Genomic DNA, 15,286 nt, shown 5'->3' with positions numbered 1-15,286 from the left:
TCTGCTTACCAAATTATCCATTACACTTAAACAAGTTAAAATTAATATTTAATACTCTCCCCATGCTTTTATATCTATATCTTCAAGTTTTACAGTGCAAAAAGCTTGAATAAATGCACTTGCAAGACGACTATTTGTTATAAGTGGAACATTAAGATCAATAGCTGCACGTCGTATTTTATATCCATTTGTAAGTTCTCGAGGAGTTAGATCCTTGGGGATATTAACTACCATATCTATTTTCTTTTCATGCAAAAGGTCTAGAGCTTGCGGATATGCTCCCTTATCAGAAGGCCAATACACAAGGGTGTTAGGTATATTATTTTCTGTAAGATACTTGGAAGTACCACTGGTAGCATATAATTTATACCCATTTTGAATTAAAATTTTCGCAGCATCAAGCATTTCAGCTTTTTGTTTAGCTCCACCTGTAGATAACAATACAGTCTTTTTAGGTATACGATGACCTACGGAAAGCATACTCTTAAGAAGAGCTGTAGATGTATCTTCTCCAATGCAGCCAACCTCTCCTGTAGAGCTCATATCAACGCCTAATACAGGATCTGCCTTTTGAAGTCTGTTAAACGAGAATTGTGAGGCTTTGATACCTACGTAATCGAGATCGAAAAGATTTTTATTTGGTTTTTCGACAGGAACTCCAAGCATTACTTTTGTAGCAAGATCTATGAGATTTATTTTTAACACTTTACTTACAAAAGGAAAAGAACGACTTGCTCGCAAGTTACATTCAATAACTAATATATCATTATCACGTGCCATAAACTGAATGTTAAAAGGACCATTGATATGTAAAGCTTTAGCTATTTGCTTACTTACGCGTTTTATGCGTCGCACTGTTTCTACATATAGTTTCTGAGGAGGGAATTGTATAGTAGCATCACCAGAGTGAACTCCAGCAAATTCTATATGTTCTGAAATAGCATAGGCTAAAATTTCACCATCTTTAGCCACAGCATCCATTTCTATTTCTTTTGCATTTTCTATAAACTTGCTAACTACCACGGGGTGATCTTCACTAACATTCGCTGCTAATTGTAAAAAGCGTACAAGTTCATCATTATTTGAACATATATTCATAGCTGCACCAGATAGTACATACGATGGACGAACAAGTACAGGAAAACCTACACGATCTACAAACTTCTGAATATCATCCATACTGTTAAGTGCACTCCATTCTGGCTGATTTATACCATAGTTAGTAAGCATAGATGAGAACTTTGCACGATCTTCTGCATTATCAATATCATGAGCAGAGGTTCCAAGAATAGGGACATTTTCCTCATCTAAATACATTGCAAGATTATTAGGTATCTGTCCACCAGTCGATACTATAATACCATAAGGCATTTCCATGTCTATGATATCCATAACACGTTCAAATGTTAGCTCATCGAAATAAAGGCGATCGCACATATCATAATCAGTAGATACTGTTTCTGGATTATAATTGATCATTATAGAGCGATAGTTTTGTTTACGAATAGTATTTAGAGCTTGTACTCCACACCAATCAAATTCTACAGAACTACCTATACGATAAGCCCCAGAACCAAGTACAATGATACTTTTACGTTTATCGTCAAAAGTTATATCAGAAGCTACGCCAGAATAAGTTACATAAAGATAATTGGTTTGAGCAGGATATTCTGCAGCTAAAGTATCAATTTGTTTTACTACAGGTATTATTCCAAGAGCTTTTCTATGACGACGTACTATCATCATAGCTTTATGCATATTTGGACTATCATTCTCTAAACCAATAGCTCGGGCTATTTGAAAATCGGTAAATCCGTTTATTTTTGCCTCTAAAAGTAGTTCTTTGTCAATAGTATTGATATTACTCTTTTTAAGTTTTTCATCAATATCTATAATATGCTTTAATTTGTAAAGAAACCATTTATCTATTTTAGTAAGATCATGTATTTTATCTACAGTATACCCCTTATGAAAGGCTTTTGATATAACAAATATACGTTTATCTGTAGGTTCATGAAGAGCTGCAGCTATATCATCTATCTGTAATTCTTTATTTTCTACAAAGCCATGCATGCCCTGCCCTATCATACGAAGACCTTTTTGAATAGCTTCTTCAAAGTTGCGACCTATAGACATAACTTCACCTACCGACTTCATACTCGAGCCTAATTCCTTATCTACTCCTCGGAATTTACTTAAATCCCATCGTGGTATTTTACATACTACATAGTCAAGTGCTGGTTCAAAGAAAGCTGATGTTGTCTTAGTAACAGAGTTTTTAAGTTCGAACAAACCATATCCTAAACCTAATTTTGCTGCTACAAAAGCTAACGGATAACCTGTAGCTTTACTAGCAAGGGCTGATGAACGAGAAAGACGTGCGTTAACCTCGATAACTCTGTAATCTTCACTTTCCGGATCAAAAGCATATTGCACATTACACTCTCCCACTATACCTATATGACGAACTATCTTAATAGATAAGGCACGAAGTTTATGATATTCCGTATTGGTAAGAGTTTGCGAAGGAGCTACAACAATAGATTCTCCTGTATGAATACCAAGCGGATCAAAATTTTCCATATTGCAAACAGTAATACAGTTATCATAACGATCTCGTACCACTTCATATTCTATCTCTTTCCAGCCTTTTAAGCTTTTTTCTACCAAAACCTGAGGAGAAAAAGAAAAAGCCTTTTCGCATAATTTATTGAGTTCTTGCTCATTATCAGCAAAACCACTACCTAAGCCTCCTAAGGCATATGCTGCACGCACTATAACAGGATAACCTAATATCGTAGCAGCATGACGCGCCTGATTGATATTTTCGCAAGCTTCACTTTTAATAGTTTTTACTTCTATCTCATCAAGTCGTTCTACAAAAAGCTCACGATCTTCTGTGTTCATTATTGCACCTACTGGTGTACCTAAGACACGTACATTATGTTTTTTAAGAATGCCAGAACGCTCTAATTCTACACCACAATTCAGAGCTGTTTGCCCTCCGAATGACAAAAGTATCCCATCAGGCTTTTCCTTTTCTATTACACGCTCTACAAAATAAGGCTGAACAGGTAGGTAATAAATCTGGTCGGCAACACCTTCTGATGTTTGCACTGTTGCTATATTAGGATTTATAAGCACTGTAGAAATACCTTCTTCACGCAATGCTTTTAATGCTTGTGAGCCAGAATAGTCAAACTCTCCAGCCTCACCAATCTTTAATGCGCCTGAGCCAAGTAGCAGGACTTTTTTTATTGATTCGTCTTTCATTACTTCAAAGTTTCTACAAATTTATCAAACATAAAATAAGTATCTACAGGGCCAGAACAAGCCTCTGGGTGAAATTGTGCTGTGAACCATGGGTTTTTAGTATGACGTATACCTTCATTACTACCATCATTCATATTTACAAATAGTTCTTCCCATTCTTTATCAAGAGTAGATGCATCTACAGCATAACCATGATTTTGAGAAGTTATATAACACTTGTTTGTACCAACCATTCTTACAGGTTGGTTATGACCACGATGCCCATATTTTAATTTATAAATAGTTGCTCCTGCAGCCTTAGAAAGTAGCTGGTTACCCATACAGATTCCACAAATAGGTTTTGTACTATTATTAATATGCTTGCGAATTATATTCACTGCATCATTACACATGTCAGGATCACCAGGACCATTACCTAAGAAAAGGCCATCATATTCCATATTACTATAATCATAATTCCAAGGTACTCGTATAACCTCTACTCCACGATTAATAAGACTTCTAATAATATTTGCTTTTACGCCACAATCTACTAAAACAACTTTCTTACCAGCTCCTTCATTATAATGGATTATCTTTTTAGTAGACACACGATCTACAAAATTTACTCCTTCATAATCGGCTTCTGGAATATTATTAGGTTCGTCGTCAAACAAAATTTTTCCCATCATAACTCCATGCTCACGCAATACTTTTGTAAGTTCACGAGTATCTATTCCTGTTATACCTGGCACTTTCTCACGCTTTAACCAATCTGAAAGACTTTCAGATGAGTTCCAGTGTGATGGCTGCTCACTATAATTAGAAACTATAATAGCGGATACATATATTTTATTACTTTCCATAAAAGTGGGTAAACCATTTTTTTCAAAAGTAAAAGCAGGTACACCATAATTACCTACAAGTGGGAACGTCATAGTTAATAACTGTCCTGCATAAGATGGATCTGTCAAACTTTCAGGATACCCCATCATAGCTGTATTGAAAACAACCTCACCAGCTACAGGAGCTTCATAACCAAAAGACTCTCCGTGAAATTTAGAGCCATCACTTAAAACTAAAGTTACTTTCCTCATTATTTATTATAGTATAATTTTTTATAGTTTTATAACAACTTGTTGTCTTCTTTACTTATAGAATAATTATTCTCATAAAATTTAATAAAAGAATGGTTTACTAACCGCATTCCACCTGATGTAGGATAATTACCAGTAAAATACCAATCACCTTTATGGTTAGGTATTGCTTTATGTAATCCCTCTATACTTTGAAAAATAAGTTCTACAGGAGTTGTCATACCTTCAGGTCGAAGCATTTCCACAAGTTTTTGATTAATCTCTTCTACTGTAAAAGGAGCATAGATAGCACGAACAGGGTTTTGTATTTCGTCAGTAAGTTCTTTTTTTACTTCTACTTTACAAGCCTCATATACTTCTTTTAATATATGCTCCATTTTTTGCTCTTTTATAAGTTTTATTGTTGCCTGAAACACACAAAACTCTTCCAAATGTGGCATATCTATACCATAATAGTCAGGGTATCGTATCTGTGGAGCACTCGATACTATTACTATCTTCTTTGGATGAATACGATCTAACATCCTAAGAATGCTTTCTTTAAGAGTAGTGCCTCGCACAATAGAATCGTCTATTACTACTAAGTTGTCAATATATGGTACTATACACGAATAGGTAACATCATAAACATGAGAAGCAAGATCTTTACGAGAATTACCTTCTGTAATAAAGGTGCGCAACTTAATATCTTTCCAAGCTACTTTTTCGGTACGTATATCTTGATTTACTATTTTTATATAATCTTCTAATGGTGCATAAGGCTTCATGTTAGCTAATTGCTTTACTTTTTCCTTATTTAACCATTGCTTACAGCCATGTAATAAGCCATAGAAAGCTACTTCTGCAGTATTAGGAATATATGAAAGAACTGCATGCTCATAATCATAATCTACTTTTTCTAACACTTTAGGAGCTAATTGCTGACCTAATTTTTCACGTTCATTATAAATATCTCTATCTGATCCACGAGAAAAATATATGCGTTCAAAAGAACATGCTGAAATATTCTTTGATTCAATAATTTGTTGTAAAGAACACTCTCCTACCCTATTTACTATTAAAGCTTGTCCGGGCATTAATTCTTTTATATTCTCACATTCTAAGTCGAAGGTTGTTTGGAGCACAGGACGCTCACTTGCAAGTACTACTATCTCGTCGTTTTTATAATAGAAGGCAGGTCGTATTCCCCACGGATCGCGCATAGAGAACATCTCACCAGAACCTGTCATACCGCAAATAACATAACCTCCATCAAAATGTTTCATTGTAGTTTTAAGGACATTACTTACATCTAAGTTGTCTTCTATATAATTAGTAATATCCTGTCCTTCTAAACCGTTCTCTTTAGCTATAACAAAATTTCGCTCTACTTCCCTGTCTAATCTATGCCCCATCAGCTCTAAAAGAATATAAGTATCGCTATAAATGCGTGGACATTGTCCCTGAGCTGTAAGTTTTTGAAAAACCTCTTCAATATTGGTCATATTGAAATTGCCACACATACTTAAATTCTTTGCTTTCCAATTATTTCTACGCAAAAAAGGATGAACATAAGAAAGCCCACTCTTACCTGTAGTAGAATATCTAAGATGACCCATATACAATTCACCTGCAAAGGGAATATTCTTTTCAACAAAAGGAATATCATTTAGTTCATCATGAGAATAGTCCTTATAAAGATTATGTAAATTCTTAAAAATATTGCTTACAGCGTTTTTCCCCTCTGCCCTCTCTCTAAACATATATTCACTACCCGGAAGAGATGAAAGCTTTACAGAAGCAATACCTGCTCCTTCTTGTCCACGATTATGCTGCTTTTCCATCATAAGGTAAAGCTTGTTAAGCGCATACATCCATGTACCATATTTCTTTTGATAGTACTTTAGAGGTTTAAGCAGCCGTATTACCGCAACACCACAGTCTTCATGAATGTTTTTGTCCATCTAAAAAAATAATATTCTTTATTTATAATTATATATAAAATAAAAGTCAGTAAACCGTTATTCAACGGTAACCGACTTTGCTAAGTTTCTTGGCTGATCTACATCCTTTCCTTTACAGACTGCTATGTGATAAGCTAACAACTGTAAGGGTATTGTTGCTACTAAAGGCTCTAAACACTCTAAAGTATCAGGAAGCTCTATAACAGCGTCAGCTATCTTAGATATAGTAGTATCTCCTTTAGAGACCAAAGCTATAACATAACCCTGCCGCGCTTTTATTTCTTGGATATTGCTGCGAACTTTTTCATACATTACATTATGAGTAGCAATGGTAACTACAGGCATGTCAGAATCTATTAAAGCTATAGGGCCATGTTTCATTTCTGCAGCAGGATACCCCTCTGCATGAATGTATGAAATTTCCTTCAACTTCAAAGCTCCTTCTAAGGCTACAGGATAAGTAAAACCTCGCCCAAGGTAAAGAAAATTTCTTGCATAAGTGAAGATGCGTGCTAAATCAGCCACCTGATCATTTACTTTTAATACTTCTTCTATTTTTGAAGGTATATTAGATAGCTCTTCAACTATCTTTACATATTCAGTACATTTCATAGACCCTTTTATATAAGCCAATGATAGTGCAAACATTGTTAACACTGTTACCTGCCCTGTAAAAGCCTTTGTAGAGGCTACCCCTATCTCAGGGCCTACATGTATATAAGTACCGGTATCAGTTGCACGCGCTATACTTGAACCTATAGCATTACAAATGCCATATATAAAAGCTCCTTTCGACTTTGCTAATTCTACAGCTGCTAACGTATCAGCTGTTTCTCCACTTTGTGAAAGGGCTATGACAACATCATCAGAAGTAACAACAGGATTACGATAACGAAACTCACTTGCATATTCCACATCAACAGGAATTCTGCAAAATGTTTCTATAGTTTGTTTACCTATCAGACCTGCGTGCCAACTTGTACCACAAGCTACTATTATTATCCTCTTTGCACTGAGCAACTGCTCTCGATGATCTATCAAAGCACTTAAAGTAACATTATTATGCTCAATATTTATGCGACCACGCATACAGTTAGTCAAGCATGCAGGTTGCTCAAAAATCTCTTTAAGCATAAAGTGGGAATAGCCACCCTTTTCTATTTGACCTAACTCTATATCTACTGTCTTTATCTCTGGTGAAAGCTTTTCGTTAAGAATACTTACTACTTTTAAAGGTTCACCAAGCTTCATCACTGCTATGTTCTCATCATCAAGGTAGACAACCTTGTCGGTATACTCTATTATAGGACTGGCATCAGAACCTAAAAAGAACTCGTCTTCACCCATTCCTATTACTAAAGGACTTTGTTTGCGAGCAGCTATAATAACATCTGGATGCGATTTGTCTATAATAGCTATAGCATATGCGCCTATTACCTGACGTAAAGCTATTTGTACTGAAGTAAGAAGATCTAACTTCTTTTTTATCTGAATGTACTCTATAAGCTGTATAAGCACTTCCGTATCAGTATCTGAGCGAAACTTTACACCTTTATCTTGAAGATTGTGCTTTATCTCTGCATAATTTTCAATGATTCCATTATGAATAATAGCCAAATTTTTCGATTGGGAATAATGTGGGTGTGCATTTTTAGAAGACGGCTCGCCATGAGTAGCCCAACGAGTATGAGCAATACCTATAGAACCTGAAATATCCTTATCCTCACAAAACGCTTCAAGATCAGATACCTTTCCTTTTGTTTTAAAAACATTAAGATCATCATGACTATTTATCAAAGCTACACCTGCACTATCATATCCTCTATATTCTAACCTTTTTAAACCCTTTATAAGGATAGGATATGCCTCGCGTTTTTTCCCTAAGTATCCTACAATACCACACATAAAATTATTCTAAATATAATTATTTATTTTAGTAAAGCTATAACCGTTGTTAGCAGACCTAAACCAAAACCCGTATATGTCATCCATTCCTTTGATGTAGGACCTTGGTTAGACCCCTTAGCCTTAGCCTTATTTGGCTCTACATAAACAATATCATTTTGCTGAAGATAATAATAAGGAGAGTTTATAATATTAGCATCATTCAAATTTAAACGTACCACATGCTTTTCACCAGCAGCATCTTCACGAATAAGCATAATATTATCGCGCTTGCCATATAATGTTAAATCGCCAGCTTGAGCCAATGCTTCCATTATATTTATCTTTTCTGTTGCAACAGGAATAACACCCGGACTACCAACTTCTCCTGTTACTGTAACATGATAACTTGCCATCATTACCGTAACTACAGGATTCTCTGTACGAGCTAAATAAGGCTGTATCTTGCTTTTAAGAAGATCTTCACACTCCGTCTTAGTGAGGCCTGAAACATGCACTTTGCCTATAATAGGAAAATTAATAAAGCCTTCATTACTTACCAAATAAGAACCCTTATTAGAAGAAGAGCCTAAACTACCCGTACCCTGCTGTCCACTTATATTAAAAGGAGCTGAAGCCGCAGGATTTATAGTAAAGACTCCTATAGATAATAAGTCTTTTGGCATTATCTTTGCATCATAAAGACCTCTTGATGGTGCCAAACTTATAGAATCTATATTAGTTAAATATGTTACACCTTTACTCGATCCGCAACTATACATAATTGCAATAACAGCAACCATTACTAAAGTATAAATAATTTTTTTCATATTAATAGTAGTACAAAATCTAATATCAAATCATAATTCGTTGCAAAAATACTATTAATTTTCCATAACCACAAGCTAACAAAGTACTTTTATACTTCTCATCATGTTATTATAGAATAAATTATTACTTTTGCAGAAACAAACTATAAGATTATGCAAAGGACAAATAAAGTATTACTAATCTACACTGGTGGAACGATAGGAATGGGAATGAACCCCAAAACTGGAGCTTTAGAGCCACTTGACTTTAACCATCTGGTAGAAAACTTACCTGAATTTGAGCAAATATCTACTGAAATTGATACCTATCAATTTGTCCCTGTCATAGACTCTTCTGATATGAATCCTGCTTTTTGGGGGAAATTGGTAAGTATTATTGCTACAAAATATGAAATGTATGATGGCTTTGTTATCTTGCATGGTACAGACACAATGTCATACACAGCATCTGCACTTTCATATATGTTTGAAAATCTTACTAAACCTATCATTCTAACAGGCTCACAATTGCCTATAGGACAATTAAGAACTGATGGAAAAGAAAACCTCATGACAAGTATAGAGCTTGCATCTTCTTATTATCCTAATGGCAGACCTATAGTGCCAGAGGTAGCTATATACTTTAGTGGGCATCTTCTTCGTGGCAACAGATCTACCAAGCAAAATGCTGAAGAATTTAATGCTTTCAATTCTTTTAATTATCCACACCTATGTGAAGCAGGAGTAAAATTTAAATTCAACACACATAATATTCTTACCCCTGATTACGACCTACCTATGTCGCCACATACCACATTAGATAATAATGTTATTATTCTGTCTTTATTTCCTGGTATAAAAGAAGGTATTTTCGATCATATTCTTGACTTACCTTGCCTTCATGGTATAGTAATGAGATCTTATGGAAGTGGTAATGCTCCACAACAGCCATGGTTAATAAAACTTTTTAAAAAAGCTACAGCAAGAGGTGTTACTATAGTTAACATCAGTCAATGTATTAGCGGACAGGTAGAGATGAGTCGTTATGATACTGGCTATCAGCTAAAAGATGCAGGCGTAATAAGTGGTTATGATAGTACTGTGGAAGCAGCTTTGACAAAACTAATGTTTTTATATGCAACATGTACCGATACAGAAACAATAAGAGCATATATGAACAAGTCGATAGCAGGAGAAATTACTATACCTTAACTTTAAGAATAAAGTATTCTTTTCCATTTTTATATAAGGGTTGGATTACCATTAAAAGAATCCAACCCTTTTTATAATTATTTTTTAAGTTATAAGATTAATGATATTTGTCTTATTCTTCCGACTCTTCTTTTGCATGAGCTGAAATTAAACGTTCCTGAATGTCATTAGGAACAAGCTCGTAACTGGAGAATTTTGTAATAAAACTTGCACGCCCTCCTGTAATAGAACTTAACGTGGTGCTATAAGAAGACAACTCCTTTAAAGGTATCTTTGCTTGCAATTTCTGATAGCCAGCCTCCGAATCCATTCCCATAATGAGAGCACGGCGACTTTGAAGATCGCTCATAACATCACCAAGATAATCGTCAGGAACAAACACTTCTAAATCGTTTATAGGCTCTAAGATCTTAGGTCCTGCACATTTAAAGGCATCTGAAAAGGCATGTTTAGCAGCTAATGTAAATGAAAGCTCATTAGAATCAACTGGGTGCATCTTGCCATCATATACTACAACGCGAACATCGCGCGCATAGCTACCTGTTAAAGGACCTTTTTCCATACAGTCCATAACACCTTTTAATATCGCAGGCATAAAGCGAGTATCAATAGCACCACCTACAACAGAATTGATAAAGACAAGTTTTCCTCCCCAAGGTAAAGTCTTTTCTTCTTTACTTTTTATATTAAGCTTAAACTCTTGCCCGTCAAACTTATAACCCGTTGGCTCTGGCATACCTTCAGCATAAGGCTCTATTATTAAATGAACCTCACCAAACTGCCCTGCTCCACCACTTTGCTTCTTGTGCCTATATTCAGCCTTAGCCTGCTTAGTTATCGTTTCACGATAAGGAATGCGTGGCTCCTTATAATCGACATGTAGCTTCTCATTATTTTCTAATCGCCACTTTAACGTGCGTAGATGAAATTCTCCTTGCCCATGTACTATAACCTGTCGTAGCTCCTTGCTCTGCTCTACTACCCATGTAGGATCTTCTTGATGCATCTTTATCAAAGCTGCCATAAGCTTCTCTGTATCGGAAGAGTTTTTAGCCTCTATAGCACGAGAGTATTTAGAGTTAGGATACTTAATAAAATCGAAACGATAATCACAGCCCTTACCATTTAAGGTGTTACCTGTCTTAACATCTTTCAGCTTTACAGTACAACCTATATCTCCAGCATTTAGCTTATCTACCGCAACACGATTAGCTCCTGCACAAACATATATCTGACCTAAACGCTCTTTAGAACCACGATCAGCATTTATTAAATCGTCGCCAGCCTTAACACTTCCACTCATAACTTTAAAATAAGACACCTCGCCAATATGAGGTTCCATACCTGTTTTAAAGAAATAAATAGAGGTGGCATTAGCTGAATTAGGCTGCACTTCCTCACCTCGTGTGTTATGAATCTTAGGCATCTCATCTACAAAAGGTACTACGTTGCCTAAAAACTCCATAAGTCTTCTTACACCCATATCCTTACCTGCACATACACAAAAAACAGGGAAGATAGAACGTGTTACCAGCCCCTTGCGAATACCTGTACGAAGATCGTCCTCTGAAAGCTGTTCTTCTTCAAAGAATTTTTCCATTAAATGTTCATCATTCTCTGCAGCTGCTTCTACTAATATCTTGTGCAGTTCTAATGCCTTGTCCAGCTCCTCTTTAGGAATATCATCTATAGTAGGTTCGCCACCTTCTGCCTTCCAAGTATATCTCTTCATAGTAAGCACATCAATAAGACTATTAAAATTATCTCCAGTCTCTATTGGATACTGTATCTGTACACACTTTGAGCCATAAATATCACGCATAGTAGTAATAATATTATCAAAGTTGCACTTATCAGAATCTAAGTGATTAATCAAAAAGATTACAGGCTTTTTTAGCTTCTCTGTGTAACGGAAGATGTTTTGCGTACCCACCTCAGGGCCATACTGCCCATTAATGAGAATAACAGCTTCGTCTGTTACGTTTAAAGCTGTTATAGCACCACCTATAAAATCGTCGCTACCCGGACAGTCTATTATATTTAGCTTCTTATTATTCCATTCTGCATGAAGTATCGTAGGAAACACAGAGTATCCATACTCCTGCTCTACAGGAAAATAATCGCTAACAGTATTTTTGCCCTCTATAGTGCCACGACGCTTAATAATAGAAGCCTCAAATAACATACTCTCGGCAAGTGTAGTCTTGCCGCTACCCGCACTGCCAACAAGAGCAATGTTTTTAATTTCGTTTGTTTGATAAATACGCATAAAAGATTGGTTTAAGTAGTTAGTAAAATGTTAAATTATCAGGTTTTATATATAAAATCTACATATTGTAAATCTAAAATATACCCGCCGTCTAAATTATACATTTTACATGAAAGAACCAAAAAATAAAAGAAATAAATAATAAAAATTTAATGCAATTTAGTAAATTTGCAAAAACACTTACTTTATTACATATTATATATAGAAAAGAAATAAATGACAGGGCTTTATATCCATATACCTTTTTGTGAGAGCAGATGTATATATTGTGGCTTCTATTCCTCACTTACACAGAATGCCAACAAGATAGAACATGGTAAAACAATAAGGCAAAGATATATTAATGCTGTATGTAAAGAAATTAGTAAGCATAAGGCAATACTAAATACTATTTATTTAGGTGGTGGCACACCATCGCAACTATCACCTGAAGAGCTTAATCAGATATTTAACCAAATAAATAAAACTTTCTTACAACAACCAGAAGTACGCCCCTCGCTGCCAAAAGAAATTACCATAGAATGTAATCCTGAAGATGTTACCCCGAATTTTGTACAGGCTCTTAGCACCTTGCCTGTAAACAGAATATCTATGGGAGTGCAAACTTTTAATGATGAAAGGTTAAAATTTATTCACCGAAGGCATAGTTCTAACAAAATATTAGAAGCTGTCAGGTTGTTAAGAAATATAGGAATAAATAATATCTCTATAGATCTTATGTTTGGATTTCCTAAGCAAACGCAAGAAGAATGGATAGATGATATTAAGAAAGCTATATCTCTTAACGTAGAACATATATCGGCTTATAGCTTGATGTACGAAGAAGGTACGCCGCTTTATGCTATGCTGAAACACCATAAGATAACACAAATAGGAGAAGAACAATATAGAAATATGTACGAAGAGCTTATAGACAGGTTAGAAATAGCTGGGTACGAGCAATATGAAATAAGCAACTTTGCAAAACATGGTTTTCGCTCTCTACACAATAGCTCTTATTGGCATAATGTACCATATATTGGTGTTGGAGCTGCTGCCCACTCATATAACCTTAGATGCCGGCGCTGGAACTATGCCGACATTAATAAATATGTTAATGCCATAGAGCATGACAATCATGCTTATGAAGAGGAAATTATAGATGATAATACTCATTATAACGACTCTATCGTAACTGCTTTACGTACTAAAGAGGGACTAAATATAGATGGCTTTGATGAAAAATATAAAACATATTTCTTAACAAACGCTGCTCCATATATAGAAAATGGTAATATGGGAAAACATGATAATAACTATTTTATAACTCGAAAAGGATTATATATAAGTGATGCTATAATGACTGATCTTATTATGGTATGAGATAAGAGAATACTACCTTTAAAAAATAAAGATAATGACAAGAGAAGAATTTGAAAAGCTTTGGGAAGAAAACAAAGAGCATATACGCCTAAATAGTGAAGAGTATCAGGCTGTTAAGAAGTCTTATTATAGCTGGGGTTTAATAGATTACGCCTTGCTTATTGGAGGTTTTGTAATATGCGAAACACTATTTAATAAAATAATAAAATCCATTATATTACAATATCTGCTTGCTATAATAGGAATGATAATTATATGGGTATTATGGAGGTTTTTAAAATCGAGATTTACTAATAGCAAAACATTAGAAGATATAGATGCAGAGCTAAAAGAAAGATATAAAAAGACTTTGCATTATAGCGACTAATATAAACAGATATAATAATTTTATTATCAGTATGTTTAATAATTAAAAATAAATAAAGGCTTAAGTCTTTAATTGCACATTTCTACTAATTAATGTAAAAATATTGCAGAGAACTAAACTTTATATATACTTTTGTATCATATTAAGAAATAAAAGAGAGAAGTTTTATCAATCTATTAAGAAAGGAAAATAGAAATGAAGAAAATTATCCTTATGATGCTATTTGCTGTCTTAGGTATCTCCGCAGCTATGGCACAACAAAATCAAGCTGAAATAAAGTTTGAAGAGCTTTCACATAACTTTGGAACTTTTGCTACAAGTGTTCCTATTCATAAAACCACTTTTAGGTTTACTAACGTAGGTACAGCTCCTTTAGTTATTAATCAGGTTGTTGCAAGCTGTGGTTGCACTATACCAAAATATGACAAACGCCCTATAGCTCCAGGTCAGAAAGGTACTATAGATGTTATTTATAATGGTAAAGACAGGTTCCCGGGTAAGTTTAAAAAGAGTATTACTGTACGTACCAATGGTAAAACTGAAATGGTTCGCCTTTATATAGAAGGCGTTATGAGAGACTGATATTTAAAGATTTGTTTAAGAATTACATTTTTAGGGCATAGCTTTTTTAGCTGTGTCCTTTTTTTGTAGCTAATAAAGTATAATAGCTTTAATAACTTTTTTAAAAAGATGCACGCTAAAAAAGCTAACCTAAGCTGTTATTTTAAGAAGTAATATATTATTTTTATGTTTATAAAAGGCTACTCTTTATATGTAAAAAGAGGCGTATAGCTCATTTTGCAGGATGATTTTGAGAAGTATGTATCCTATAGCTCAAATTGCAGGATGATTTTTTCCGATGTTTCTTCGTTGAAGCAGCTTACATATTGTACCTTTGGTTTGCAGTTTGAAGCGTAGTGAAGCTCTGCTGGGGAGCAACTTCATAAGGAATAGAACTGCGCAGATTGACAAGTATGGGCAGGAGTTGCTATCAACGCGGCTCCTGATTTTTCATACTTAGAGATTCTGCTAATGCCAAGAAAAACCCAGAAATGAACCGCTTGCGGTTCTCCATTGTTAGTCCACTGTGG

Annotated in this window: 10 protein-coding genes and 1 pseudogene; 4 read left to right on the top strand and 7 right to left on the bottom strand. The window is 34.9% G+C overall.

Annotated elements, in window-relative coordinates; all coding sequences use genetic code 11:
• Window positions 1-48: 48 nt before the first annotated feature.
• The 5 genes from carB to AC1DCD_RS02105 are packed head-to-tail and all read right to left on the bottom strand — an operon-like array spanning window position 49 to window position 9,006.
• Window positions 49-3,273, bottom strand: a complete 3,225-nt coding sequence (gene carB, locus AC1DCD_RS02125) for a carbamoyl-phosphate synthase (glutamine-hydrolyzing) large subunit (protein ID WP_464640030.1) — start codon at window positions 3,271-3,273, stop codon at window positions 49-51.
• On the bottom strand, window positions 3,273-4,349 hold the full coding sequence (gene carA, locus AC1DCD_RS02120) for a glutamine-hydrolyzing carbamoyl-phosphate synthase small subunit (RefSeq protein ID WP_008448807.1): 1,077 nt from the start codon (window positions 4,347-4,349) through the stop codon (window positions 3,273-3,275). The genes carB and carA overlap by 1 nt, the downstream gene beginning before the upstream one ends.
• A gap of 29 nt (window positions 4,350-4,378) precedes the next feature.
• On the bottom strand, window positions 4,379-6,292 hold the full coding sequence (locus tag AC1DCD_RS02115; RefSeq protein ID WP_008448616.1) for an amidophosphoribosyltransferase: 1,914 nt from the start codon (window positions 6,290-6,292) through the stop codon (window positions 4,379-4,381).
• Window positions 6,293-6,349: 57 nt separating this feature from the next.
• The gene (gene glmS, locus AC1DCD_RS02110) at window positions 6,350-8,197 is read right to left on the bottom strand and encodes a glutamine--fructose-6-phosphate transaminase (isomerizing) (RefSeq protein ID WP_464640032.1); all 1,848 of its coding nucleotides are present in this window, start codon (window positions 8,195-8,197) and stop codon (window positions 6,350-6,352) included.
• Window positions 8,198-8,220: 23 nt separating this feature from the next.
• Complete coding sequence (locus AC1DCD_RS02105; RefSeq protein ID WP_464640034.1) at window positions 8,221-9,006, bottom strand: polysaccharide biosynthesis/export family protein; 786 nt, start codon at window positions 9,004-9,006, stop codon at window positions 8,221-8,223.
• Window positions 9,007-9,159: 153 nt separating this feature from the next.
• Between AC1DCD_RS02105 and AC1DCD_RS02100 the strand changes: the two genes are divergently transcribed.
• Window positions 9,160-10,197 (top strand): asparaginase, encoded by a 1,038-nt coding sequence (locus tag AC1DCD_RS02100; protein ID WP_464640036.1) that lies wholly within the window; start codon window positions 9,160-9,162, stop codon window positions 10,195-10,197.
• 112 nt (window positions 10,198-10,309) lie between these two features.
• On the opposite strand, the gene AC1DCD_RS02095 is transcribed toward AC1DCD_RS02100, so the two are convergent.
• Window positions 10,310-12,466, bottom strand: coding sequence for an elongation factor G (locus tag AC1DCD_RS02095; RefSeq protein WP_464640038.1), 2,157 nt, complete (start codon window positions 12,464-12,466; stop codon window positions 10,310-10,312).
• 216 nt (window positions 12,467-12,682) lie between these two features.
• On the opposite strand from AC1DCD_RS02095, the gene hemW reads away from it, so the two are divergent.
• The 3 genes from hemW to AC1DCD_RS02080 all read left to right on the top strand — a co-directional run bounded on the left by hemW (window position 12,683) and on the right by AC1DCD_RS02080 (window position 14,777).
• Window positions 12,683-13,828 (top strand): radical SAM family heme chaperone HemW, encoded by a 1,146-nt coding sequence (gene hemW, locus AC1DCD_RS02090; protein WP_464640040.1) that lies wholly within the window; start codon window positions 12,683-12,685, stop codon window positions 13,826-13,828.
• 34 nt (window positions 13,829-13,862) lie between these two features.
• Complete coding sequence (locus tag AC1DCD_RS02085; protein ID WP_019035518.1) at window positions 13,863-14,195, top strand: positive regulator of sigma(E), RseC/MucC domain protein; 333 nt, start codon at window positions 13,863-13,865, stop codon at window positions 14,193-14,195.
• 195 nt (window positions 14,196-14,390) lie between these two features.
• Window positions 14,391-14,777 carry a DUF1573 domain-containing protein gene (locus tag AC1DCD_RS02080; protein ID WP_060932393.1) on the top strand — a complete coding sequence of 129 codons (387 nt, stop codon included), beginning with the start codon at window positions 14,391-14,393 and terminating at the stop codon, window positions 14,775-14,777.
• 409 nt (window positions 14,778-15,186) lie between these two features.
• Here the strand turns inward: AC1DCD_RS02080 and AC1DCD_RS02075 are convergent.
• Window positions 15,187-15,286 (bottom strand): annotated as a pseudogene (locus AC1DCD_RS02075) (IS256 family transposase, variant Zn-binding type); the annotation flags it as partial.

The sequence above is a fragment of the Prevotella sp. C0209C1 genome (assembly GCF_056583855.1).
Note: the sequence above shows the minus strand (reverse complement) of the source record. Positions and strands in the feature narration are given on the sequence as shown.

Coding starts and splice junctions, on each gene's coding strand:
- carB (WP_464640030.1), bottom strand. CDS start 3,273: ATGAAAGACGAATCAATAAAAAAAGTCCTGCTACTTGGCTCAGGCGCA.
- carA (WP_008448807.1), bottom strand. CDS start 4,349: ATGAGGAAAGTAACTTTAGTTTTAAGTGATGGCTCTAAATTTCACGGA.
- AC1DCD_RS02115 (WP_008448616.1), bottom strand. CDS start 6,292: ATGGACAAAAACATTCATGAAGACTGTGGTGTTGCGGTAATACGGCTG.
- glmS (WP_464640032.1), bottom strand. CDS start 8,197: ATGTGTGGTATTGTAGGATACTTAGGGAAAAAACGCGAGGCATATCCT.
- AC1DCD_RS02105 (WP_464640034.1), bottom strand. CDS start 9,006: ATGAAAAAAATTATTTATACTTTAGTAATGGTTGCTGTTATTGCAATT.
- AC1DCD_RS02100 (WP_464640036.1), top strand. CDS start 9,160: ATGCAAAGGACAAATAAAGTATTACTAATCTACACTGGTGGAACGATA.
- AC1DCD_RS02095 (WP_464640038.1), bottom strand. CDS start 12,466: ATGCGTATTTATCAAACAAACGAAATTAAAAACATTGCTCTTGTTGGC.
- hemW (WP_464640040.1), top strand. CDS start 12,683: ATGACAGGGCTTTATATCCATATACCTTTTTGTGAGAGCAGATGTATA.
- AC1DCD_RS02085 (WP_019035518.1), top strand. CDS start 13,863: ATGACAAGAGAAGAATTTGAAAAGCTTTGGGAAGAAAACAAAGAGCAT.
- AC1DCD_RS02080 (WP_060932393.1), top strand. CDS start 14,391: ATGAAGAAAATTATCCTTATGATGCTATTTGCTGTCTTAGGTATCTCC.